A 24,431-nucleotide genomic window follows, 5' to 3' on the forward strand; every position below is an offset into this window, starting at 1 on the left:
GATTCCTGGCTGTCAGGGGCCCCCTCTACGATCGAGACGTTCCCAACCAGGAGGCATTGTGGCCGAAAGAACTGAAGTCGTTTTCGTCGATGGAATGCGCACCCCCTTCGGGCGCGCGGGCGAGAAGGGCATGTACTGGCAGACCCGCGCCGACGACCTCGCGGTCAAGGCGATCACCGGAGTGCTCGAGCGCAACCCGCAGCTCCCCAAAGACCGCATCGACGACGTCGCCATCGCGGCGACCACCCAGCAGGGCGACCAGGGGCTCACCCTCGGGCGAACCACCGCCATCCTCGCGGGCCTGCCGCTCTCGGTGCCCGGCTACGCGATCGACCGCATGTGCGCCGGCGCCATGACGAGCGTGACCACGGTGGCCGGGGCGATCGCCTTCGGCGCCTACGACTTCGCCATCGCGGGCGGTGTCGAGCACATGGGCCGGCACCCGATGGGCTTCAACGCCGACCCGAACCCGCGCTTCCTCGCGGAGCGGCTGGTCAGCGGCGAGGCGCTCAACATGGGCAACACGGCCGAGCGCATCCACGACCGCTTCCCGCAGCTCACCAAGGAGCGCTCCGATCGCTACGCGCTGCGCAGCCAGCAGAAGGTCACGGCGGCCTACGAGGCCGGCAAGATCCAGCCCGACCTGGTGCCGGTCGCCATCCGCAGCGGTGAGGGCTGGGGGCTCGCCACGCGTGACGAGGCGCCGCGCCCCGAGACCACGATGGAGGGCCTCGCCGGCCTCCGCACCCCGTTCCGCCCGCACGGCCGTGTGACCGCGGGCAACTCCTCGGGGCTGAACGACGGCGCCACCGCCTCGCTGATCGCGAGCGAGACCGCGGCCCGCGAGCTCGGCCTGCCCGTGCGCATGCGCCTGGTCTCGTTCGCCTTCGCCGGCGTCGAGCCCGAGATCATGGGCATCGGCCCGGTGCCGTCCACCGAGAAGGCACTGCGCAAGGCCGGGCTGTCGATCGACGACATCGGCCTGTTCGAGCTGAACGAGGCGTTCGCCGTGCAGGTGCTGTCCTTCCTCGACCACTTCGCGATCGACGACGACGACCCGCGGGTGAACCAGTACGGCGGCGCGATCGCGCTGGGGCATCCGCTCGCCTCCTCGGGCGTGCGTCTGATGATCCAGCTCGCGCGTCAGTTCGAGGAGCACCCCGAGGTGCGCTACGGCCTCACCGCGATGTGCGTGGGCCTCGGCCAGGGCGGCACCGTCATCTGGGAGAACCCGAACTGGAACAAGAAGGCGAAGGCTGCACGATGACCGACTACTCCACGATCGACTTCTCCGATCTCCAGGCCTTCTCGGTCGACGAGGTCGTCACGCACTCGCTGGTGCGCGACGTGCCGCTCGGAAGCGGCAAGACGCTCGCCCTGATCACGCTCGACAACGGGCGCGACCACACCCGGCCCAACACGCTCGGGCCGGTCGGCCTCCTGGAGTACCTGCACACGCTGCAGGGGCTGCGCTCGCGGGCCGCGGCCGGCGAGATCGACGCGGTGGCCGTCACCGGCAAGCCGTACATCCTGGCCGCCGGTGCCGACCTGAGCAAGGTCGGCGAGATCCCCAGCAGAGACGCAGCGCGCAAGATGGCGCAGCTCGGTCACTACGCCTTCGGCGAGATGAAGAAGATCGGCGTGCCGAGCTTCGCCTTCGTCAACGGGCTCGCGCTCGGCGGCGGTGTCGAGGTGGCCCTGGCCGCCGACTACCGCACCATCGACTCTTCGACGCCGGCGCTCGCGCTGCCCGAGGTCTTTCTCGGCATCATCCCGGGCTGGGGCGGCGCCTACCTGCTGCCGAACCTGATCGGCATCGAGAACGCCCTCAAGGTCGTGATCGAGAATCCGCTCAAGAACAACCGCACGCTCAAGGGACAGGAGGCCTTCGATCTCGGCATCGCCGACGCGATCTTCGGGCCGGGCAACTACCTCGAGGACTCGCTGAAGTGGGCCGACGGCGTGCTCACGGGAGCCGTGAAGGTGAAGCGCCCGAACGAGCCCGGCAAGGTCGAGCGCCTGGTGAAGTGGGATGCGGCGGTGGGCATCGCCCGCAAGATGCTCGAGTCGCGCATCGGCACGGTCGCGAAGTCGCCGTACCGCGCGCTCGACTTGCTGAAGGCCGCGAAGTCGGGCACGCCCGAGGAGGGCTTCGAGCGGGAGGACGAGGCGCTGGCCGAGCTCATCGCGGGCGACCAGTTCCGCGCGAGCATCTACGCCTTCAACCTGGTGCAGAAGCGCGCCAAGAAGCCCGCCGGCGCCCCCGACAAGGCGCTGGCCAAGAAGGTCACGAAGGTGGGCGTCATCGGCGCCGGCCTGATGGCCTCGCAGTTCGCGCTGCTGTTCGTGCGCCGCCTGCAGGTGCCGGTGGTCATCACCGACCTCGACCAGTCGCGGGTCGACAAGGGCCTGGAGTACATCCGCGGCGAGATCGCCACGCTGCTGTCGAAGGGCCGCATCTCCAGCGACGAGTCGAACCGCCTCAATGCACTCGTCTCGGGCACCACCGACAAGGCGGAGTTCGCCGACGCCGACTGGGTGATCGAGGCCGTCTTCGAGGAGCTCGGTGTGAAGCAGGACGTCTTCGCCGAGATCGAGAAGCACGTCTCCGAGACCGCGGTGCTCGCCACCAACACCTCGTCGCTCTCGGTGGAGCAGATCGGGGCGAAGCTCGCTCACCCCGAGCGGCTGGTCGGCTTCCACTTCTTCAACCCCGTGGCGGTGATGCCGCTGATCGAGGTGGTGAACGCCCCGGCCACCGACGAGGCCACGCTGGCGACGGCGATGGGCGTGGCGGCGAAGCTGAAGAAGACCGCCGTCATCACGCGTGACACCCCCGGCTTCGTGGTCAACCGCGTGCTGGCCAAGGTGCTGGGCGAGGCGATGCACGCGGTCGACACGGGCACCCCGTTCGAGGTGATGAACCACGCGCTCGACCGCTTCGGCCTGCCGATGACCCCGTTTGAGCTGCTCGAGCTGGTCGGCCTCAAAGTCGGTGCGCACGTGCTCGACACGCACCATGCGGCGTTCCCCGACCGCTTCTTCGAGAGCACGAACCTGCATGCGCTCGCCGAGCACGGCCGCATCTTCGATCGCGACGACAAGGGCAAGATCAAGGGCTTCGACAAGACCGCGGTCAAGATCGTCACCCCGCCGAAGGGCACCGGCACGCCGATGACCGCCGACGAGATCGCCCGCCGTGTCGAAGACGGGCTGGCCGACGAGGTGCACCGCATGCTCGAGGACGACGTGGTGCACGCGGCGGAGGACATCGACCTCTGCCTCATCCTCGGCGCCGGCTACCCGTTCCAGATGGGCGGTCTCACGCCGTACCTCGACCGGGTGGGCGCCTCGGAGCGCGCCTTCGGCGACACCTTCCACCACCCCCTGATCAAGGGCGTCGAGTAGCCCCTCGGCTCTCGCCCCTCGAAGCGGCCACCGCACCCTCCCGGGTGTCGGTGGCCGCTTCTACGGTGGGGGCATGGTGACGGGACGCAGTGGGAAGACGCAGTACTACGTGGCGGCCTCGGTCGACGGCTACATCGCCGACCGGGAGGGCGGCCTGGAGTGGCTGCTGCAGTTCGCCTTCGAGGAGTTCCAGGACGAGTACGACGCGTTCTTGGCCGAGGTGGGTGTGGTCGTGATGGGCTCGGCCACCTACGAGTTCGTGCTGGCCGAGGGCGGGCCGTGGGCCTATCCCGAGCAGGTGTCGTGGGTGCTGAGCTCGCGTCCGCTGCCCCTGCCCGAGCAGCAGGAGGGTGAGCTGCGGTTCGCCCGCGGCGACGTCGCCGAGCTGCACGCGCAGTGGGTCGAGGCGGCGGACGGTCGCAACATCTGGATCGTGGGCGGGGGTGACGTCGCGGCGCAGGTGGCCGACGCGGGGCTCCTCGACGAGATCGTGCTGACGACGATGCCCGTGGTGCTCGGCGCGGGTACACCGCTCCTGCCCATCGCTGCCACGAGCGGCGTTCTGATCGCCTCGGGCACGCACGTGCATCCGAGTGGCGCGATCAGCACGCGCTACGCCCTCCCTCGGCCCTGAGCGGGCGCAGGCCGCCACGGCAGACGATCAGGCAGCCGCGCTCAGCGGCTGGCGGGGTGGAAGGGGGTCGAGCCGGTGTCGGCCGAAGGCGCCGCCGCGTCGGGGTGCGACGAGGACGGGCCCGCGGAGGCGGGGCGGGAGTCGACGGGACGGGCGATCGGGATCTTGTTGCCACGCACCTGCGCCACGAGGTCTTCGGCGATCTGCGTCGGAGTGAGTCCCACGCGCTCGAGGATCTGCTCGCGGGTCGCGTGCTCGAGGAACTCGTCGGGCAGCCCGAGCTCGGTGACGGCGGTGTCGACGCCCGCCTCACGCAGGTCCTGACGGATGCGCGTGCCGATGCCGCCGACTCGCACGCCGTCCTCGATCGTCACGACGATGCGGTGCGCATCCGACAGCTCGATGATGCTCCATGGCACGGGAACGACCCAGCGCGGGTCGACCACGGTGCACCCGATGCCCTGCTCGGCGAGCAGCTCGGCGACGTCGAGGGCGATGGTGGCCATGGTGCCCACGGCGACGATCAGCACGTCCTTCGACTCGCCCTCGCGCAGCACGTCGACACCGTCGCCGGTGCGGCGGAGCGCCACGAGCTCAGGCCCCACGGAGCCCTTCGGGAAGCGGATGACGGTCGGCGCGTCGGTGACGCGCACGGCCTCGGCGAGCTCCTCACGCAGACGCTCGGCGTCACGGGGGGCGGCGAGACGGATGCGCGGCACCACCTGGAGGATGGCGAGGTCCCACATGCCGTGGTGGCTCGCCCCGTCGGGCCCGGTGACGCCGGCCCGGTCGAGCACGAAGGTGACGCCGGCCTGGTGCAGCCCGACGTCCATCAGGATCTGGTCGAAGGCGCGGTTCACGAAGGTGGCGTAGAGCGCCACGACCGGGTGCAGCCCGCCGAAGGCGAGGCCGGCGGCGGAGGTGACGGCGTGCTGCTCGGCGATGCCGACGTCGAGCACGCGCGACGGGAAGCGCTCGGCGAACTTGTGCAGCCCGGTGGGGCGCAGCATCGCGGCGGTGATGCCGACGATCGTCGGGTCGTTCTCGGCCTGCACCACGATCTCGTCGGCGAACACGCCCGTCCAGGACGGGGCGCCCGAGGAGCCGATCGGCTCGCCCGTCTCGGGGTCGATCTGGCCCACGGCGTGGAACTGGTCGGCCACGTCGGCGAGGGCGGGCTCGTAGCCGCGGCCCTTCTCGGTGATGGCGTGCACGATGACGGGCGCCGCGTAGTCCTTCGCCTGGCGCAGCGCCTCTTCCATCGCCCGCACGTCGTGGCCGTCGATGGGGCCGACGTACTTGATGTCGAGGTTGGCGTAGAGCGCGGCGTTGTTCGTGAGGCGGCTGAGGAAGCCGTGCAGGCCGCCGCGGGCGCCGCGGTAGAGCGCGCGGCCGGGAGCGCCGAGGTGGTCGAACAGGCGACGGCTCGACTGGTGGAGCTGCTGGTACTTGGATGCGGTGCGCACCCCGTTGAGGTACCGAGCCATGCCGCCGATGGTCGGTGCGTAGGAGCGGCCGTTGTCGTTGACGATGATGACCAGGTTGCGGGAGTTGTCGTCGCTGATGTTGTTCAGCGCCTCCCAGGTCATGCCGCCGGTGAGGGCGCCGTCGCCCACCACGGCGACGACGTGCCGGTCGGTCTGGCCGGTCATCTCGAAGGCGCGGGAGATGCCGTCGGCCCAGGAGAGGGAGCTCGACGCGTGCGAGGACTCCACGACGTCGTGCGGGCTCTCGGAGCGCTGCGGGTAGCCGGCGAGGCCGCCCTTCTGGCGCAGCATCGAGAAGTCCTGGCGCCCGGTGAGCATCTTGTGCACGTAGGACTGGTGGCCCGTATCGAAGACGATGGCGTCGCGCGGTGAGTCGAAGACCCGGTGGATGGCGATGGTCGTCTCGACCACGCCGAGATTCGGCCCCAGGTGCCCCCCGGTCTTCGAGACCTCGGCCACGAGGAACGCCCGTACCTCGGCCGCGAGGACTTCGAGCTCCTCGGTCGAGAGGGCGTCGAGATCACGCGGACCCCGGATCTGTTCGAGCAGGCTCATACCTTCCACCTTCCCACGCCCAGCTGAATTCGCAGTCTACGCCGCTCGGAAAGGCCACCTGGGGATGCGCCCGGAACGACGGAGCGGTGGGGCCCGGAGGCTCCCACCGCTCGCTGTCGGTCGCTGATCAGCTGTCGGTCACGGATCAGACCAGGCTGCGCAGCACGTACTGCAGGATGCCGCCGTTGCGGTAGTAGTCCGCCTCACCAGGGGTGTCGATGCGCACCACGGCGTCGAAGGTGATGGTCGACTTGCCGGGGGCCGACGACTCGCTGGGCTCGGCGGTGACGCGCACCGTCTTCGGCGTGCTGCCGGAGTTGAGCTCCTCGATGCCCGCGATCGAGACGATCTCGGTGCCGTCGAGACCGAGCGACGCCCAGCTCTCGCCGGCCGGGAACTGCAGCGGCACGACGCCCATGCCGATCAGGTTCGAGCGGTGGATGCGCTCGAAGCTCTCGACGATGACGGCCTTCACGCCGAGAAGCGAGGTGCCCTTCGCCGCCCAGTCGCGCGACGAGCCGGAGCCGTACTCCTTGCCGCCGAAGATCACCAGCGGCGTGCCGGCCGCCTGGTAGTTCTCGGAGGCGTCGTAGATGAACGACTGCGGTCCGCCCTCCCGCGTGAAGTCGCGGGTGTAGCCACCCTCTACGCCGTCGAGGAGCTGGTTCTTCAGGCGGATGTTCGCGAAGGTGCCGCGGATCATCACCTCGTGGTTGCCACGACGCGAGCCGTAGGAGTTGTAGTCCTTGCGGTCGACGCCGTGCTCGTCGAGGTAGCGGCCGGCGGGGCTGTCGGCCTTGATGTTGCCGGCCGGGCTGATGTGGTCGGTCGTGACCGAGTCGCCGAGCTTCGCGAGCACGCGGGCGCCCGTGATGTCGGAGACCGGGGTGGTCTCGAGCGTCATGCCCTCGAAGTACGGGGGCTTCCGCACGTAGGTGGACTGCGCGTCCCACTCGAAGGTCGGGCCGGTGGGCGTCGGCAGCGACCGCCAGCGCTCGTCGCCCTCGAAGACGCTCGAGTACTGGTGGGTGAACATGCCCGTGTCGATCGAGGAGTCGATCGTGGCCTGCACCTCCGCCGCATCGGGCCAGATGTCCTTCAGGAACACGTCGTTCCCCTGCGAGTCCTGACCCAGCGGGTCGACCTCGAAGTCGAAGTTCATCGAGCCGGCCAGCGCGTAGGCGATGACGAGCGGCGGCGACGCCAGGTAGTTCATCTTCACATCGGGCGAGATGCGGCCCTCGAAGTTGCGGTTGCCCGAGAGCACCGCGGTGACGGCGAGGTCGTTCTCGTTGATGGCGGCGCTGACCTCGTCGATCAGCGGGCCGGTGTTGCCGATGCAGACGGTGCAGCCGTAGCCGACGGTGTAGAAGCCGAGGGCCTCCAGGTCGTCGGTGAGGCCGGCCTTGGCGTAGTAGTCGGTGACGACCTTCGAGCCCGGGGCGAGCGTGGTCTTGACCCACGGCTTGGCCTTCAGGCCCAGCTTGTTCGCGTTGCGTGCCAGCAGGCCCGCCGCGAGCATGACGCTCGGGTTCGAGGTGTTGGTGCACGAGGTGATGGCGGCGACCGCGACGGCTCCATGGTCGAGCGTGTAGCTCTCGCCGGCGGGGGTCTCGACCCGGGTGGGCTTCGACAGGTCGCCGGGGGCGTGGCTGACGTGGGAGTGCGAGACCTCGTGGGCCGAGTTCTCGTCCTGCGGGGTGAAGCCGATCGGGTCGGATGCCGGGAAGGTGTCCTCCACCGCGGCGTCGACGCGGGACAGGTCCTGCGTGGCGTAGTCGGCCAGGTCGCGCACGAAGGTCTCCTTCGCGACGCTGAGCTCCACACGGTCCTGCGGACGCTTCGGGCCCGAGATCGAGGGCACCACGGTGCTGAGGTCGAGCTCGAGGTACTCGCTGAACTCGGGCTCCTGCGCCGGGTCGTGCCAGAGCTTCTGCAGCTTCGAGTAGGCCTCGACCAGAGCGACCTGCTCATCGCTGCGGCCGGTGAAGCGCAGGTAGTCGAGGGTGACGTCGTCGATCGGGAACATGGCGGCGGTCGAGCCGAACTCGGGGCTCATGTTGCCGATGGTGGCGCGGTTCGCGAGCGGAACCTGACCGACGCCCTCGCCGTAGAACTCGACGAACTTGCCGACGACACCGTGCTTGCGCACCATCTCGGTGATGGTGAGCACCACGTCGGTCGCCGTGACTCCGGGCGGGATGGAGCCGGAGAGCTTGAAGCCCACGACCTTGGGGATGAGCATCGACACGGGCTGGCCGAGCATGGCCGCCTCGGCCTCGATGCCACCGACGCCCCAGCCGAGCACGCCCAGGCCGTTGACCATCGTGGTGTGCGAGTCGGTGCCGACGCAGGTGTCGGGGTAGGCGCGGAGGACTCCCCCGACCTCACGGGTGTAGGTGACGCGCGCCAGGTACTCGATGTTGACCTGGTGCACGATGCCCGTTCCGGGCGGCACGACCTTGAAGTCGTCGAACGCCGTCTGGCCCCAGCGCAGGAACTGGTACCGCTCGCCGTTGCGCTCGTACTCGATCTCGACGTTGCGCTGCAGCGCGTTCTCGGTGCCGAACAGGTCGGCGATGACCGAGTGGTCGATGACGAGCTCGGCGGGCGCCAGCGGATTGATCTTCGCCGGGTCGCCGCCGAGGGCACTGACGGCCTCGCGCATGGTGGCGAGGTCGACGATGCACGGCACGCCGGTGAAGTCCTGCATGACCACGCGCGAGGGCGTGAACTGGATCTCGGTGTCGGGCTCCGCCGTGGGCACCCAGTCGCCGATTGCCGAGATGTGCTCGGCCGTGATGTTCGCACCGTCCTCGGTGCGGAGGAGGTTCTCGAGCAGCACCTTGAGGCTGAACGGGAGCTTCTCGTGGCCCGGCACCTGATCGATGCGGAACACCTCGTACGAGGCGTCTCCGACCTTCAGAGTGTCTTTCGAACCGAAACTGTTGACTGCCGACACGTCGACCTCACCTTCGCTGACTCACGACAATCCTTGTGCGTGAGAAGGGTGAATGGCTAGCAAGGGAACCCTTACCGAAAAGGCCCCGGAAGCCGGTTCACGCCTGATTGATTTATCTTGACGTCAAGATAAATATAGCACCCGGCCGCCGTCTCACTCCCGGTCGGAGACGAGGCCCTTCGAGCGGGCGATGCGGTACCAGAGCTCGATACCGGCCGCGCCCACCACGCCGACGCCGACCGCGAAGGCGAGACCGGGCAGCCCGGGCACCTCGAGGGCGAAGAAGTCCCGGGCGATCGGGATCGTGAACGACACCGCGAAGGCGAGCGTGACCGAGCCGATCAGGGCGAGCCGCGCCTTCGAGAACGGCCGCGCCAGCACGCTCAGCACCCAGAGCGACACGATGAACAGGGTGATCGTCACGAGGCTCCGGGTCTCGTCCAGCGGCAGCAGCTCGCTCAGCACCGCGAACGAGGCGATCACGGCCGCCGAGGCGATCAGTCCCGACGGGATCGAGAAGCTCAGGATGCGCTTCAGCACCCCCGGCCGGTAGCGCCGCCGGTTCGGGGCCAGGGCGAGGAAGAACGACGGGATGCCGATCGCCAGCGTCGACACCAGCGTCATCTGGCGGGGCAGGAACGGGAAGCGCCAGAGCAGCACGGCGACCACCACGGCGAGCACGATCCCGTAGACCGTCTTCGTCAGGAAGAGGTTCGACACCCGCTCCACGTTGGCGATCACCCGGCGGGCGTAGTCGAGCACGGTCGGCAGCCGGTCGAAGCGGCCCTCGAGCAGCACGATGCGCGAGACCGCCCGGGTGGCCGGGGTGGCGTTGCCCATCGCGATGCCGAGGTCGGCGTCCTTGACCGCCATGGCGTCGTTGACGCCGTCGCCCGTCATGGCGACGGTGTGGCCGTCGGCCTGCAGCTGGTGCACGACCCGGCGCTTCTGCTCGGGGGCGACGCGCCCGTAGACGCTGGTGCCGGCCAGCGCCTCGACGAGCTCCTCGTCGGAGACGAGGGTCGAGGCGTCCCGCGCCTCGCCCGGCAGGCCGAGCTCCCTTGCGATCGCGCCGACGGTGACCGGGTTGTCGCCCGAGAGCACGACGACCCGCACGCCCTGCTCGTCGAAGTAGTCGAGCGTCGGCCGCGCATCCGTTCGCACCGTCTCGTGGAAGACCGCGATCGCCGCGGGCCGGAAGCCCTCGCCCGGGGTGACCCGCTCGGAGTAGTCGGAGGCCAGGCCCGTGCCGCGGCCGAGTGCCAGCGCGCGCCGGCCGCCGGCGGCGATGCCCTGGGCGGCGGCCAATGCATCCGGGAACCCCTCGAGCAGGCGTTCGGGGGCGCCGAGCAGCCAGGTCTCGCGGCTGCCCTCCCGATCGAAGGTGACGGCGCTGAAGGCGCGGCGCGAGTTGAACGGCAGCCGCTCGACGACCGTGCCGCCGTCGGCGTCGAAGTGCGAGCGCAGGGCGAGGGCGGTCTGGTTGGCGGCGACGTCGTGGGCGATCAGGCCGAGCACGGCGTCGAGCTCGGCGTCGGCGAAGGGCGGGAACGGCGAGCCCGCCGGCGGATCGATCGTGACGAGCCGCTCGAAGCCGATCTCGCCGGTGGTGAGCGTGCCGGTCTTGTCGAGGCAGAGCACGTCGACGCGGGCCAGCACCTCGACCGCGGCGAGCTCCTGCACGAGCACCTTCTGCCGCCCGAGCTGGATCACCGCGACCCCGAACGCGAGGCTCGTCAGCAGCACCAGCCCTTCCGGGATCATGCCGACCACGGCGGCGACCGTGTCGATGCCGGCCTGACGGAAGTCCTCGGGGCTCGTGCCGTCGCCGCTGTAGGCGATCACCCGCCCGATCACGACGATCGCGATGATCGGCAGCAGCAGCCAGGTGAGGTACACCAGGATGCGCGTGGTGGCGGCCCTGAGCTCGGAGTACACCACGGAGTGGCGCTTGATCTCGCGGGTCAGCGTGTTGGCGTAGGAGTCGGCGCCGACCGCCGTGACGGTCGCCTCGGCGGTGCCCGACACCACCAGCGAACCCGACAGCACCTTGTCGCCCGGATGCTTGGCCACCGGTTCCGACTCACCGGTGAGCATGGACTCGTCGACCAGCAGATCGCTGGCGCTGCCGAGGGTGGCGTCGGCGGTGACCTGGTCGCCCGGCCGCAGCAGCATCAGGTCGTCGAGCACGATCTGCTCGGGCCGCACGATCACGACGGCGCCGCCGCGGCGCACCGCGGTCTCGGGGGCCGAGAGCAGCGCGAGGCGCTCGAGGCTGCGCTTGGCGCGCAGCTCCTGCACGATGCCGATCAGCGAGTTGACGACGACGATGCCGAAGAACAGGCCGTCGCCGAGGTCGCCGAGCAGCAGCACGGCGATGAAGCAGGCGGTGAGGATGCCGTTGAAGAACGTGAGCACGTTCTCCCGCAGGATGCTCGAGACCGACCGCGACAGCGACGAGTCCTGCTCGTTCGTCTGCCCGCGGGCGACCCGCTCGGCGACCTCCTCGGCGCTCAGCCCCGGTGCCTCCCCCGCACCGACGCGCTCCCCCGGCGTGGTCACTAGCCGGCCGTCTCGGACGGAGCGGGATCGGCGCCGGCCGTCGGCTTGGCGTAGGCCGCCCGCACGAGCAGCCAGGTCACCCAGAGCAGCCCGGCGTACAGCGGCACGCCCATGATCAGCTTCACCGAGCCGAGCAGCGTCGTCTCCCCCGCGAGGTAGAGCGGCAGCTCGAACAGCAGCCGGGCGGCGAACAGCCCCACCCAGCACCAGGTCGCGACCAGCACGACCCGGCCCTTGGCGGGATCGGAGCGGTAGCCGGCCGGGTCGTTGGCCAGGAGGCCCACGATCACGCCGATCAGCGGCCGGCGCAGGATGAGGGAGACCAGCAGCACGATCAGGCAGACCGTGTTGATCGCGATGCCGACGAGGAAGTTGTCCTCGGCCCGGCCCGTGAACAGCGCCAGCGCCGCCGAGACACCGACGCCGAGCAGCCCGGCGACGGCCGGCATCGGCGCGCTGCGGGTGACGAGCCGCACGAGCACGAAGACGACCGACACGGCCACCGGCGCGACGACCGCGAGCACCAGGTCTTTCGTGAACGTGTAGATCACGAGGAAGGCGAGCCCGGGCAGGATCGACTCGATCAGGCCGCGCACGCCGCCGATGGCCCGCAGCAGCGAGGAGCCCGACGGGGTCTCCCCCGGCTTCACCTGCCCGATGCCGGCGTTCCGGGCCGCCTGGGCGAACGCCTCGTGGAAGGTGGGCTGGCGCTCTGCATCGCGCCCGGGGCCGGCGTCGCTCACCGGATCAACTGCCGGCAGGGGCCGCGCCGCCCGAGGCCGCGGTCTTCGGGATGCTCAGCGGGATCAGGTCGCGCGGCGGCATCGGTTGCGTGCCGCGCACCACGACGACGCTGCGGAACAGCTCCTCGACGGCCGTCTTGGCGGTGGGGTTCTGGATGGCCTCGCCGGCGATCACGCCACGCAGCAGCCAGCGCGGGCCGTCGACGCCGATGAACCGGGCGATGCGCATGCCCTGCGTGCCGTCGGGCGCCGTGGCGGGCACGCCGGCCACCAGCTCGGGGCCGAACGGGCCCACCTGCGCGGTGCTCTTCCCGCCCTGCTTGAGGATCTGGTCCTCGATCTGCTCGCGGATCTCGTGCCACAGCCCGGTGGAGCGGGGCGCGGCGAACGCCTGCACCTGCAGCGTCGACCCGGCGTAGTCGAGGCCCACCGCGACGACGCGATTGGTGCCCTCCTCCACCTCCAGGCGGAGGTGCAGCCCCTCGCGGGGCAGGATCTTGAGGCCGCCGAGGTCGACGTAGGGCCGGGCGGGGTTGGCCTCGGTGGCGTCGAAGGGGCCGTCGGTCGCGCGGTCGGCGGGAGCGGACTTGGCGTCGCGGTCGACGACCTCCGCGGCGTCGTCGCCGGTGGCGGTGGTGCCGTCGGCGCCGCCGGTGGTCGCCAGCTCGCCCTCGGTGGGCTCTTCTGGCACGAGTTCGTTGTCGGTCATGACTGGTTTCCGTTCGTGGGCGACGAGTATCCGGTCGACCCGAAGCCGCCCTGCCCGCGATCGCTCCCGGGGAGCGTCTCGACGGGCACGAACACGGCTCGTGTCACCGGCATCACGATCAGTTGCGCGATTCTGTCGCCGACGGCGATATCGTACGGCACTGCGCTGTCGGTGTTCAGGAGGGCGACCTTGATCTCGCCGCGATAGCCCGCGTCGACGGTGCCCGGGGAGTTGACGATGGTGATGCCGTGCTTCGCGGCCAGCCCCGAGCGCGGCACCACGAAGGCGGCGAAGCCGTCGGGCAGCGCGATCGAGACGCCCGTGCCGACGAGCCGCCGTTCACCGGGCGCGAGGGTGAGCGCCTCTGCGGAGCGGAGGTCGGCCCCGGCGTCCCCGGGGTGGGCGTACTCCGGCACCTCGGGCGCGGTGATCAGGATCTCGGTGGTGGAAGTCACGAGACGAGGCTAGGGCATCCGCTGCCGGGCTGTCGGGCCTCCCCCGCAAAGGATGATCGAATAGAGCCATGTCGCACTATCGGGAACGGCTCACCCCGTCGCTCTGGGTCTTCGTGGCCACCGCCCTCGTCATCCCCGCGAGCATCCTGGTGTTCGCGCCGGTGACCGCGGTGCCGGGGCTCGCGGTCGGCACCGCCGTCGGGCTCGTGCTGTACGCGGGGGTGCTGGCCGTGCTGGTCGCGACCGCGCCGGTGATCGAGGTGTCCGGTGGCCGGCTCAGGGTCGGCCGCGCATCCATCGCCCTCGATCTTCTCGGCGGATGCACGGCTTACGAGGGCCCGGAGGCCTTCGCCGAGCGGGGCACCCGTCTCGATGCGCGCGCCTTCCTCTGCATCCGGGGCTGGATCAAGCCGGTCGTTAAAATGCGAATCGCCGATCCGCTGGACCCGACACCCTACTGGCTGGTGTCGAGCCGGCGTCCCGGCGATCTCATCGATGCGGTGACGGTGCGCTAGGCGCGCCTCGCGTGCAGGGCCTCTAGGAGGCGCACTCCACGCAGATGGCGCCGAGCTTCTCCTCGTGATCGATCTGGGAGCGGTGCTTCACCAGGAAGCAGCTCACACAGGTGAACTCGTCGGCCTGCGGGGGCAGGACGACGACATCCAGGTCGAGGTCGGAGAGGTCGGCCCCGGGGAGTTCGAAACCACCCGGGTTGTCGGCGTCATCGACATCTACGACGCCGGACATCTTGTCCGGAACTCGCTCCTTCAGCGCTTCGATCGAGTCCGAGTCGTCGTCGGTCTTGCGCGGTGCGTCGTAATCAGTCGCCATGCCCATCCACTTCTTGAATACAGCCGTTTAACCAAATCGGCGGCGTTAGTTTGCATCATTGATGCCCGAATAGCAAACCGTCGAATGAGCAATGAATACTCATGGCGCCATCAACTTCCGGCACGCCCGGAACATTCCCCGGTGCAGGGGGCGCCGCATGGCATCCTGTCAGCGAACAGTGACCTCTGGAGGCCTTCCACCATGCAGGATCTATCGGTAATCGGAGTCGAGAACGGGGCGTTGATCGTCTCGAGCGACGGCGGGGAGCGTTTCCGCATCGTCATCGACGACGTGCTCCAGTCCCGGCTCCGTGCGAGCATCGCGTCCGCGCAGAGCGGAAAGAAGGTCTCGCCGCGCGAGATCCAGATGCACATCAGGGCCGGGCTCTCGGCCGTCGAGGTGGCCGAGCTCACCGGGGCCGACGTCGAGTACGTCGAGCGCTTCGAGGGCCCCGTGCTCGCCGAGCGCCAGTTCATGGTCGACTCCGCGCTCCGCGTGCCCGTGCAGCCCACCTCCCCGGCCGACCCGCTCGGCGAGGAGCCGCTGTCGACCTTCGGCGACGCGCTCGAGGAGCGCCTCGAGGGTCTCGACGCGAAGGACATCCGCTGGGCCAGCTGGAAGGACGAGTCGGGCTGGATCGTCAAGCTCACCTTCTCCTCCCGCGAGATCGATCACGACGCCCGCTGGCAGTTCGACCCCAAGCGGCACGTGCTCACCCCGCTGAACAACGAGGCCACCACGCTCTCCCGCCACGGTGAGCTGACCGAGGGGCTCATCCCCCGGCTGCGCGCGGTGTCGGCGGACGACGCCCAGCGCTTCGACAGCGGCGCCTTCGACCCGCTCGACGACCGGGGTGCCGACTCCGAGACGACTCCGGATGCTCACGCCGAGCCCGAGGCGCCCGCCGCGCACACCCCGTCCGAGACCCCCACCACGGTCGTCGGAGCCAGCCGCCTGCTGCGCGACCCCTCCCGCGAGGCGGCCGGACGCGCCGAGAACCGCCCCTTCGACGCCTTCGCCGTGAAGCGCTCGGACGACGAGCCGGCCGACCACAACCAGACCGCCGACCTGCTCGAGGCGCTGCGGCGCCGGCGGGGCGAGCGCGAGGCGGCGGCGTCCGAGCCCGAGGAGACGGCCGAGCATCCGGTCTTCGGCGGGCCCCGTGCCCTCGACCGTTCGGCCGCACCCTCGGGTTCGGGTTCGGGCTCGGGCTCGGGCTCGGGTGAGCGTGACGACGCCCAGGAGGTGGCCGACCTGTTCGGCCCCGACCCGACCGACACCCCGCTCGACGGCCTCGGCTCGGAGCTGGCCGACGCGCCGGCCGGCAAGGGCGGGCGCGGAGGCACCGGACCGCAGCCGCGGGCGAAGCGCCAGCGCGCGTCGATGCCGAGCTGGGACGAGATCGTCTTCGGCGCCCGCAGCGACGACGACCCGGCCTAGCCCGGGCTCCGCCCTGCCGCTCGGTCGCGGCATCCTGCTGCTCCAGCGGCTCGGTCGCGGCTAAGTGCTGCTCCAGCGGCTCGGTCGCGGCAGAATGCGACCGTTCGGCGCGACTCAGCGCGACTCAGCGCGACTCAGCGCGACTCAGCGCGCGAAGGCTCCGGCACGCAGGAGCGGCACGAGCGTCTCTTCGTCGGTGAGCGAACCGTGCTGGCCGATCATCGACTGGCCTGCCGTGTCGCCGCCGCGGCCGTCGTAGTAGGCGACCAGCTTGCGGGCGGCGACGATCACGTCGCCGATCCTCGGCCGTACCTCGTCGTCGACGGCCGGGCCGAACCAGCCGGCCGCGATCGCCTCGTCGCGCGTCGCGATCCACGCCCGGGAGCCCTCGGCGGCGCGCCAGGCGTCAGCCAGGCGGTCGGCGGCGGCACGCGCATCCGGAACCGACAGGGCGGGGTCGAGGTAGAGCTGCACGCAGCGCGGGTCGCCGCCGATGTGACGCACGCCCTCGACCAGCGACGGCACCTCGCCGAACAGCACGTGCCCCGTCACGGGCACGTCGACGACACCGTGGTCGGCGGTGAGCAGCACGCCCTCGCCGCGCCGCAGCTGGGACACGAAGCCGCCGTAGGCCTGGTCGAGCGTCTCGAGGGTGGCCAGCCAGCGGTCGGACTCCCAACCCTTCGCGTGCGCCAGCTGGTCGAGCTCGGGCACGTAGAGGTAGACCAGCCGGCGGCCGCCCTGGTCGAGGAGACGGCGGGCGGCGGCGAAGCGCTCGGCGATCGAGCCGGCCGGCACGTACTCGGCGCCGCGGAGGATGGCCTGGGTGAGCCCTGAGGTGGCGTACTTGGCGGGCCCGATGGTGTTCGAGGGGATGCCCGCGTCGCTGAGCTGCTCGAAGACCGTCGGGCGGCGCTGCCAGGTGGCCGGATCCATGGCCTCCGACCAGCCGGAGAGCTGGTTCACGACGGCGTTCGCGGCCGGTACGAGCGCCGTGTAGCCGACGATGCCGTGCTCGCCGGGGCGCGTGCCCGTGGTGAGCGACGAGAGCGCGGCGGCCGTCGTGGTCGGGAAGCCGCTGACGATGCTCGAGCGCTTGGTCAGCGCGGCGGTGAGCGACCGGGCGTGACCGGCCCGAGCGCGGAGGGCGGCGGTGCCCAGCCCGTCGACCAGCACCACGACGACGCGTTCGGCCGCGGGGAGCCCCAGCGGGTTGGGCTCGCCCGCCAGTGCCCGCGTGCAACTCGGCAACACGTCGGCGAGCGTCAGCTCCCCCGCCGCGCGCGTCGGTAGCATGGTGACCATTCGGCCAAGTCTGGCACACGACCTCCTGCCGCGCCCCTGCACCCGGGCGTGCGCGGCTCCACGAGAAACCACCCAATGACAGCAGCGAAGAACGATCCGTCCGAAGCCGTCGTCGAGAAGATCCTCGACGTCGATGTCTCGACGGAGATGCAGGACTCGTTCCTCGAGTACGCGTACTCGGTCATCTACTCCCGCGCCCTGCCCGACGCCCGTGACGGCCTGAAGCCGGTGCAGCGCCGCATCCTCTACATGATGAGCGACATGGGCCTGCGCCCCGACCGTGGGCATGTCAAGAGCGCCCGCGTCGTGGGCGAGGTGATGGGCAAGCTGCACCCGCACGGCGACACCGCCATCTACGACGCCCTGGTGCGCCTCGCGCAGTCCTGGACGATGCGGGTGCCGCTCGTCGACGGCCACGGCAACTTCGGCTCACTGGACGACGGGCCCGCCGCCTCGCGCTACACCGAGGCCCGCCTCGACGCGGCCGCCATGGCGATGGTCGAGAACCTCGACGAGGACGTCGTGGAGTTCGTGCCGAACTACGACAACCAGCTCACCCAGCCCGACGTGCTGCCCGCCGCCATCCCGAACCTGCTGGTCAACGGCACCACCGGCATCGCGGTCGGCATGGCCACCAACATGGCCCCGCACAACCTGATCGAGGTCGTCGCCGGAGCCCGCTACCTGCTCGAGCACCCCGACGCCTCGCTCGACGATCTGATGTCGTTCATCCCGGGCCCCGACCTGCCGGGCGGCGGAACCATCGTCGGCCTCGCCGGTGTGCGCGACGCCTACGAGACCGGCCGCGGCGCCTTCAAGACGCGCGCGAAGGTCTCGGTCGAGAACCTCACTGCGCGGAAGGTCGGCCTCGTGGTCACCGAGCTGCCCTACCTCGTCGGCCCCGAGAAGGTGATCGCGAAGATCAAGGACGGGGTGACCTCGAAGAAGCTCCAGGGCATCAGCGACGTCACCGACCTCACCGACCGCACGCACGGCCTGCGCCTCGTGATCGGCATCAAGACGGGCTTCAACCCGGATGCGGTGCTCGAGCAGCTCTACAAGCTCACCCCGCTCGAAGACGGCTTCAACATCAACAACGTGGCGCTCGTCGACGGCGGCCCGCTGACGCTCGGCCTGCGCGAGCTGTTGATCGTCTACATCAACCACCGCATCGACGTCGTCACGCGTCGCACCCGCTTCCGCCTGGCCCGGCGCAACGAGCGCCTGCACCTCGTCGAGGGCCTGCTGATCGCCATCCTCGACATCGACGAGGTCATCCAGGTCATCCGCACCAGCGACGACAGCGAGGCCGCGCGAGCGCGCCTGATCGACGTCTTCGAGCTCAGCGTGCTGCAGGCCGACTACATCCTCGAGCTGCGCCTGCGCCGCCTGACCAAGTTCTCGCTGATCGAGCTCGAGGCCGAGCGCGACCGCCTGCGCGAGGAGATCGCGCAGCTCGAGGCGCTGCTCGGCGACCCCGCGCTCATCCGCCGGGCCGTCTCCGACGAGCTCGAGGAGGTGGCCGAGAAGTTCGGCACCCCGCGCCGCACCCTGCTCACCGAGGCGCGGCCGCAGGCACCGGCCTCACGCCGCTCGCAGCCCGTGCTCGAGGTGGCCGACTCGCCCTGCACGGTGTACCTCAGCACGACCGGGCGGGTGCTGCGGGTCGACCGGGAGGAGAGCGCCGAGGGCGACGGCGGCCCGGGCACACCGGCCGGCTCTGGTTCTGGCTCAGGCTCAGGCTCCGGCTCCGGCTCCGGCTCCGGCTCCGGCGCACCTCTGCGCCGCAGCAAGCATGACGCCATCCGCAGCGAGGTCACGACGACCCGCCGCTCCGAGGTCGGGGCCGTCACCGACACGGGCCGGCTGATCCGGATGCCCGTGCTCGACCTCCCCGCCGCACCCCTCAACTCGGTGCAGCTCGGCGCCGGTGTGCGCATCAGCGACTACCTCGCCCTCGACGCCAAGCGCGAGAAGATCGTCGGCCTCGTCTCGCTGACCTCGGAGGTCCCGATCGCCCTCGGCACCGCTCAGGGGGTCGTGAAGCGTGTCTCGCCCGGCGCCTATCCGGCGAAGCCCGACTTCGAGGTCGTCGCCCTGAAGCCCGGTGACAAGGTCGTGGGCGTCGCCCAGCACTCCGAGGACGACGAGCTCGTCTTCATCACCTCGGATGCGCAGCTGCTGCGCTTCTTCCAGGCGAGCGTGCGGCCGCAGGGAGTGACCGCGGGAGGCATGGCGGGCATCAACCTCGGCTCCGGCGCCTCGGTGATCTACTTCGGCTCGGTGCCCGACACGGGCGACGCCGTGGTCGTGACCATCGCCGGAAGCACCGCGACCCTCGCGGGCACCGACCCGGGAACGGGCAAGGTCTCGGAGTTCGCCGAGTTCCCACCGAAGGGCCGCGCGACCGGCGGCGTGCGGGCGCACCGCTTCCTGAAGGGCGAGGACGTGCTCACCGTCGCGTGGGCGGGCCCGGCTCCGGCGCTCGCCGTCGCCAACGACGGCGCCGCCCGGACCCTCCCCGAGGTCGGGGCCCGGCGCGATGCGTCGGGAGTGGGTCTGGGCGGCGTCGTGGGGTCGGTCGGCGCGGAGCGCTCGACGGTCTGACGGGCTGCTGCTACTTCGACAGCAGCTTGGCGGACTCGTCGTGCCAGCCGGTAGCGACCTGGGAGAGCTTCTCCTGGTACTTGCGGCCGTGGTGGGCGCAGAACAGGAGCTCTCCGCCTGACGGCATGTCGACTCGGATGTAGGCCTGGGCGCCACAGCTGTCGCAGCGGTCGGCCGCGGTGAGCTGGTAGGCGTTCTCGATGTCGGAGACAGCCTCGGTGTCGGCGATTGACTGCATCTTCTGCTCCTTAGCTGCTCGGGCGGTTCGGGTTATGTGCAATCAAAGCACCGATTCCGGTGGCCTCGTCGCCAATGCCCCGTGTTTCGCTCTGCGCGTACCGCGCATCCGCTCTGGTGGTGCCGGATGCGGTCACCTGCTCGCGGGGCCGGGTGTGGCGCGGCAGGAGGGCGTTGCCCAGCGATTACGCTGGATGAGGAGGCCGACGTGCTCTCCGCGAACCACGAAGGAGACCCGGTGGCCACACCGTCCGACTACTCTGCCCGGCATCTGTCCGTCCTGGAGGGGCTCGAGGCCGTGCGCAAGCGCCCCGGTATGTACATCGGCTCCACCGACTCCCGCGGCCTCATGCACTGCCTCTGGGAGATCATCGACAACGCGGTCGACGAGGCCCTCGGCGGGCACGGCAGCTCCATCGACATCGTGCTCCGCGGCGACGGCAGCGTCGAGGTGCGCGACACGGCCCGCGGCATTCCCGTCGACATCGAGCCCAAGACGGGGCTCTCGGGCGTGGAGGTCGTGTTCACGAAGCTGCACGCCGGTGGCAAGTTCGGGTCGGGCTCCTACGCGGCGTCCGGCGGGCTGCACGGCGTCGGAGCATCCGTCGTGAACGCCCTCTCGGAGCGGCTCGACGTCGAGGTCGACCGCGACGGCAAGGTCTGGGCGATGTCGTTCCACCGGGGCGAGCCCGGCATCTTCGACGACCAGGGCGGTGAGCCGAGCCCGGATGCGCCGTTCACGCCGTTCGAGAAGCAGAGCGAGCTGCGGGTGGTCGGCAAGGTGAAGCGCGGCGTCACCGGCACGCGGGTGCGCTACTGGGCCGACCGGCAGATCTTCACCAAGGGCGCCGAGTTCCAGACCGACGACCTGGTGGTGCGGGCGCGGCAGACCGCATTCCTCGTGCCCGGGCTCGCGATCGAGATCGACGACGAGCGCGGCGAGGAGCCGCGCCGGGAGTCGTTCCGCTACGAGGGCGGCATCTCGGAGTTCGTCGAGCACCTCGCCGCCGACGCGCCGGTCACCGACGTCTGGCGCATCCAGGGCTCCGGCACCTTCACCGAGACGGTGCCCGTGCTCTCGGAGTCGGGTGCGATGCTGCCGACCGAGCTGCGCCGCGAGTGCGAGGTCGACCTGGCCCTGCGCTGGGGCATCGGCTACGACACCTCGTTCAAGAGCTTCGTCAACATCATCTCGACGCCCAAGGGCGGCACGCACCAGACCGGCTTCGAGGCCGGGCTGCTGAAGTTCCTGCGGCAGACGGTCGAGGCGAACGCACGCCGGCTCAAGGTCGGCAACGACAAGCTCGAGAAGGACGACGTTCTCGCGGGCCTCACCGCGGTGCTCACCGTGCGCCTGCCCGAGCCGCAGTTCGAGGGCCAGACGAAGGAGGTGCTGGGCACCCCCGCCGTGCGGAACATCGTCTCGCAGGTGGTCACGAAGGGCCTCTCCGAGCGCTTCTCCTCGCCCAAGCGCGACGACAAGACGCAGGCCTCCCTGGTGCTCGACAAGGTCGTCGCCGAGATGAAGTCGCGCATCTCGGCCCGCGCCCACAAGGAGACCCAGCGCCGCAAGAACGCGCTCGAGAGCTCGTCGCTGCCGGCCAAACTCGTCGACTGCCGTTCCTCCGACGTCGCGCAGAGCGAGCTCTTCATCGTCGAGGGCGACTCGGCGCTCGGCACCGCGAAGCTCGCGCGCTCGAGCGAGTTCCAGGCGCTGCTGCCCATCCGCGGCAAGATCCTGAACGTGCAGAAGGCGTCGATCGCCGACATGCTCTCGAACGCCGAGTGCGCGTCGATCATCCAGGTGATCGGGGCCGGTTCGGGCCGCTCCTTCGACCTCTCGGCCGCGCGCTACGGCAAGATCATCCTGATGAGCGACGCCGACGTCGACGGGGCGCACATCCGCACCCTGCTGCTGACGCTGTTCTTCCGCTACATGCGGCCGCTGATCGAGGACGGCCGGGTCTACGCCGCCGTGCCCCCGCTGCATCGCGTGGTCGCGATCAACCCCGGTTCGAAGCCGAACGAGACGATCTACACCTACTCCGAGGCTGAGCTGAACGGTGTGCTGGCGCAGCTGAAGAAGTCGAACCGCCGCTACCAGGACCCGATCCAGCGATACAAGGGCCTCGGCGAGATGGATGCCGACCAGCTCGCCTCGACCACGATGGACAAGCGCCACCGCACCCTCCGTCGGGTGAACGTGGCCGACGCGGCCGTGGCCGAGCGGATGTTCGAGCTCTTGATGGGCGACGAGGTGCCGCCGCGCAAGGAGTTCATCATCGCGGGTTCCGACAAGCTCTCCCGCGACCGCATCGACGTCTGACCCGGCCCTACTCCTCGCGACTCGCCAGGAGGAAGGCGCGCTACTCGGAGAGAGGCGCGGCCGCGATGGTGGCGCGGGCGCTGCGGGCGCGCTCGTCGACGAGACGCAGCGACTCGGGGGCCGGGTCGGTGTACTCCAGGCCGCGGCGCAGGCGCGCGGTGTCGAGCAGCGAGTCGGCGAGGGCCGGGTTGTTCGCCAGCACCGGGCCGTGCAGGTGGGTGCCCAGCAGGTTGTCCTCCCAGAAGCCCTCCTCGCCCGGCGTCTCGGTGTTGCCGCGCCCGTAGACCACGCGCCCCAGGGTGCCGTGCGGGCCGACGTCGACGAAGGAGCCGCGGTTCTCGAAGCCCACGATCGGGCCGATCCGCGGCGACTCGAGCACGAAGTCGCCCACGACGCGCGTTCCGCCGTGGCGGGTCGCGACCGGGAACACCGAGGCGCCCTCGAGCACCTGGCCCGACTCGAGTGCGATGGTCTGCCCGAGCAGCTGGAATCCCGCGCCGACGGCGAGGAACGGCCGGCCGTCGTCGGCCAGCGTCCGCAGATCGCCGGCGATACCCTGCACGAGCGGATGCGCGATCAGCTCGGCCGACACGGGTCCGCTGCCGATGAACACCAGATCGGCATCGTCGAACCGCGCCCGCACGGCGCCGTCGCCCGGCCCGTCGTAGCTCAGCACCTCGACGGGGAGCCCGCGCCACTCGGCGCGGAGCGTCAGGATCTCGACGTTGCCGCCCTCGCCGTTCAGCCCGAGCAGCCGGGGGAACAGGTGCAGGATGCGCAGAGCGCCCTTCGGGGCCGCGCTCACGCCGCTCCCCCGCCCTCGAGCTCCTTGAAGCCCAGGATCTTGCGGATGCCCATCATCTGCTCGTAGTTCAGGATCATCACCTTGTGTCCGGTGGCCGGCTTCGGAAGCGCGAGGAACGCCTTCAGCGCCGCGCGCACGTCGAGGTCGACCGAGCCGACGGGGATGCCGAGGTAGCCGAAACGCGTGGCGAACTGCCAGGCCTTCGAACCCGTGATGCCGTCGACGTGGTCGAGTGCCGAGAAGTCGATGTCCCAGATCCACGACGGGTCGGGCGTGCCCTCGTCGACCGCGAGGAAGACCTGCTCGGGCGCCGCCTCGAGCGAGTCGAGGTTGAGCTGCAGGCTCGCCGGGTTCTTCATCATGATGATCTCGATCTGCTCACCGTCGACGACGAGCATCTCCCCGCGCCCGTAGACGGTGGCGAGGGAGTCGAGCGCCTGGCTGACGAGCTCCGGCCGGAAGCGGTCGCCGAGCACGCTGCGGGCGGTGGCGGCGGCGCCGGCCGCGTCGAGCGCGTAGTGCAGCCCGCGGGACGGGAGCTTGACCTCGATGACGATGCGATCGTCGGACGGGCCGGCCACCGCATCCGTCGACCCCGCCGAAGGCGCTGCAGGGCTCGCGTCGAGCGTCGTCTTCTCGATGGCCAGGGTCGCGCGGCTGCCGGTGAGGGCCACCACCTCGACCGCGGCCGGCCGGGAGCCGGGCTTCGCGCCGGTGTCGCCGAAGCGGTCGGCCGAGGCGACGCCGTGGCTGGCGGGCTCGACGAGCTCGGGCCGGCCGCCGAAGAACGACACCGCGCGGCCGGAGTAGGCGGGGATGCGGGTGTCGAGGTCGACCAGGAAGTTGTCCTCCCGGTTGAGGATGAGACCGTCGGTGGAGGTGGCCGCGACCCGGGCCAGCATCGCGGCGACGCGGTCGGGCTCGTGGTAGCGGTTCAGCTGGTCGATCTGGATGTTCAGCAGCAGCACGGTCTTGGGCTTCAGCAGCTCGGCGAGCCGGGTGCCGTAGCCCTCGTCGACCTCGAGGATCGCGATGTCGGCGTCGAGCCGGCCGCCCACCGACACCTCGGAGAGGAGGGCCGACGCGATGCCCTGCGGCAGGTTGCCGCCCGAGGGGTTGGTGAACACCTTCAGGCCGTGGGCCCGGATGATCGCCGCCAGCATGTTCGTGGTGGTCGACTTGCCGTTCGAGCCCGAGACCGCGACCACGCCGTCGGGGATGGCGGCGATGGTGCGCTCGAGGAAACCCGGGTCGATGCGCAGGGCGATGTTGCCGGGGATGGCCGAGCCGCCGCCGCGCAGGCGTGCGGCGACCCGGACGGCCCGTCCGACGAGGACGGCGGCCGTGGTGCGGACTGTCACCGGC

The 24,431-nt window shown here is 70.5% G+C and carries 18 protein-coding genes; 7 read left to right on the forward strand and 11 right to left on the reverse strand.

Annotation, left to right across the window (positions count from 1 at the left end; genetic code table 11):
* Nucleotides 1-58: 58 nt before the first annotated feature.
* The 3 genes from BJ984_RS13495 (at nt 59) to BJ984_RS13505 (ending at nt 4,042) form a co-directional block, all read left to right on the forward strand.
* Nucleotides 59-1,267 carry a thiolase family protein gene (locus BJ984_RS13495; RefSeq protein WP_179548450.1) on the forward strand — a complete coding sequence of 403 codons (1,209 nt, stop codon included), beginning with the start codon at nt 59-61 and terminating at the stop codon, nt 1,265-1,267.
* Nucleotides 1,264-3,408, forward strand: coding sequence for a 3-hydroxyacyl-CoA dehydrogenase NAD-binding domain-containing protein (locus BJ984_RS13500; protein WP_179548451.1), 2,145 nt, complete (start codon nt 1,264-1,266; stop codon nt 3,406-3,408). Before BJ984_RS13495 ends, BJ984_RS13500 begins: the two co-directional genes overlap by 4 nt.
* A 73-nt stretch (nt 3,409-3,481) precedes the next feature.
* Nucleotides 3,482-4,042 (forward strand): dihydrofolate reductase family protein, encoded by a 561-nt coding sequence (locus BJ984_RS13505; RefSeq protein ID WP_179548452.1) that lies wholly within the window; start codon nt 3,482-3,484, stop codon nt 4,040-4,042.
* Between the two features lie 41 nt (nt 4,043-4,083).
* On the opposite strand, the gene dxs is transcribed toward BJ984_RS13505, so the two are convergent.
* The 6 genes from dxs to dut form a co-directional block, all read right to left on the reverse strand.
* Nucleotides 4,084-6,084, reverse strand: a complete 2,001-nt coding sequence (gene dxs, locus BJ984_RS13510) for a 1-deoxy-D-xylulose-5-phosphate synthase (RefSeq protein WP_179548453.1) — start codon at nt 6,082-6,084, stop codon at nt 4,084-4,086.
* 145 nt (nt 6,085-6,229) lie between these two features.
* Nucleotides 6,230-9,046 carry an aconitate hydratase AcnA gene (gene acnA, locus BJ984_RS13515; protein ID WP_179548454.1) on the reverse strand — a complete coding sequence of 939 codons (2,817 nt, stop codon included), beginning with the start codon at nt 9,044-9,046 and terminating at the stop codon, nt 6,230-6,232.
* Nucleotides 9,047-9,199: 153 nt separating this feature from the next.
* A complete protein-coding gene (locus tag BJ984_RS13520) occupies nt 9,200-11,608 on the reverse strand; it encodes an HAD-IC family P-type ATPase (RefSeq protein WP_179548455.1) in 2,409 nt (802 codons plus the stop codon).
* Entirely contained in the window at nt 11,608-12,351 is a 744-nt protein-coding gene (locus tag BJ984_RS13525) for a DUF3159 domain-containing protein (RefSeq protein WP_271206557.1), read from the reverse strand. Before BJ984_RS13525 ends, BJ984_RS13520 begins: the two co-directional genes overlap by 1 nt.
* A gap of 4 nt (nt 12,352-12,355) precedes the next feature.
* Nucleotides 12,356-13,060, reverse strand: coding sequence for a DUF3710 domain-containing protein (locus BJ984_RS13530; RefSeq protein ID WP_179548456.1), 705 nt, complete (start codon nt 13,058-13,060; stop codon nt 12,356-12,358).
* On the reverse strand, nt 13,057-13,515 hold the full coding sequence (dut, locus tag BJ984_RS13535) for a dUTP diphosphatase (protein WP_173181087.1): 459 nt from the start codon (nt 13,513-13,515) through the stop codon (nt 13,057-13,059). The genes BJ984_RS13530 and dut overlap by 4 nt, the downstream gene beginning before the upstream one ends.
* 68 nt (nt 13,516-13,583) lie before the next feature.
* Here dut and BJ984_RS13540 point away from each other — a divergent pair, with 68 nt between their 5' ends.
* Nucleotides 13,584-14,030: a DUF3093 domain-containing protein gene (locus BJ984_RS13540; RefSeq protein WP_179548457.1), complete on the forward strand. Its 447-nt coding sequence runs from the start codon at nt 13,584-13,586 to the stop codon at nt 14,028-14,030.
* A 22-nt stretch (nt 14,031-14,052) separates the two neighbouring features.
* Here BJ984_RS13540 and BJ984_RS13545 read toward each other — a convergent pair whose 3' ends face one another.
* Complete coding sequence (locus tag BJ984_RS13545; protein ID WP_066038695.1) at nt 14,053-14,346, reverse strand: DUF4193 domain-containing protein; 294 nt, start codon at nt 14,344-14,346, stop codon at nt 14,053-14,055.
* A 201-nt stretch (nt 14,347-14,547) separates the two neighbouring features.
* Here BJ984_RS13545 and sepH point away from each other — a divergent pair, with 201 nt between their 5' ends.
* Nucleotides 14,548-15,786, forward strand: a complete 1,239-nt coding sequence (gene sepH / locus BJ984_RS13550; RefSeq protein ID WP_179548458.1) for a septation protein SepH — start codon at nt 14,548-14,550, stop codon at nt 15,784-15,786.
* Nucleotides 15,787-15,930: 144 nt separating this feature from the next.
* Here sepH and BJ984_RS13555 read toward each other — a convergent pair whose 3' ends face one another.
* Nucleotides 15,931-17,091, reverse strand: coding sequence for an alkaline phosphatase family protein (locus BJ984_RS13555; protein WP_179548459.1), 1,161 nt, complete (start codon nt 17,089-17,091; stop codon nt 15,931-15,933).
* 75 nt (nt 17,092-17,166) lie between these two features.
* On the opposite strand from BJ984_RS13555, the gene BJ984_RS13560 reads away from it, so the two are divergent.
* Nucleotides 17,167-19,698, forward strand: a complete 2,532-nt coding sequence (locus tag BJ984_RS13560; protein WP_179548460.1) for a DNA gyrase/topoisomerase IV subunit A — start codon at nt 17,167-17,169, stop codon at nt 19,696-19,698.
* Between the two features lie 10 nt (nt 19,699-19,708).
* On the opposite strand, the gene BJ984_RS13565 is transcribed toward BJ984_RS13560, so the two are convergent.
* The gene (locus BJ984_RS13565; RefSeq protein ID WP_173181092.1) at nt 19,709-19,936 is read right to left on the reverse strand and encodes a DUF7455 domain-containing protein; all 228 of its coding nucleotides are present in this window, start codon (nt 19,934-19,936) and stop codon (nt 19,709-19,711) included.
* Nucleotides 19,937-20,143: 207 nt separating this feature from the next.
* On the opposite strand from BJ984_RS13565, the gene BJ984_RS13570 reads away from it, so the two are divergent.
* Nucleotides 20,144-22,261: a DNA gyrase/topoisomerase IV subunit B gene (locus BJ984_RS13570; RefSeq protein ID WP_271206556.1), complete on the forward strand. Its 2,118-nt coding sequence runs from the start codon at nt 20,144-20,146 to the stop codon at nt 22,259-22,261.
* Between the two features lie 40 nt (nt 22,262-22,301).
* Here the strand turns inward: BJ984_RS13570 and BJ984_RS13575 are convergent, their stop codons facing one another.
* Both BJ984_RS13575 and BJ984_RS13580 read right to left on the reverse strand, forming a co-directional pair.
* Nucleotides 22,302-23,066 (reverse strand): type 1 glutamine amidotransferase, encoded by a 765-nt coding sequence (locus BJ984_RS13575; protein ID WP_179548462.1) that lies wholly within the window; start codon nt 23,064-23,066, stop codon nt 22,302-22,304.
* Nucleotides 23,063-24,427 (reverse strand): MurT ligase domain-containing protein, encoded by a 1,365-nt coding sequence (locus BJ984_RS13580; RefSeq protein WP_179548463.1) that lies wholly within the window; start codon nt 24,425-24,427, stop codon nt 23,063-23,065. The genes BJ984_RS13575 and BJ984_RS13580 overlap by 4 nt, the downstream gene beginning before the upstream one ends.
* Nucleotides 24,428-24,431: the final 4 nt, after the last annotated feature.

It is taken from the genome of Herbiconiux flava (assembly GCF_013409865.1).
Classification (GTDB): domain Bacteria; phylum Actinomycetota; class Actinomycetes; order Actinomycetales; family Microbacteriaceae; genus Herbiconiux; species Herbiconiux flava.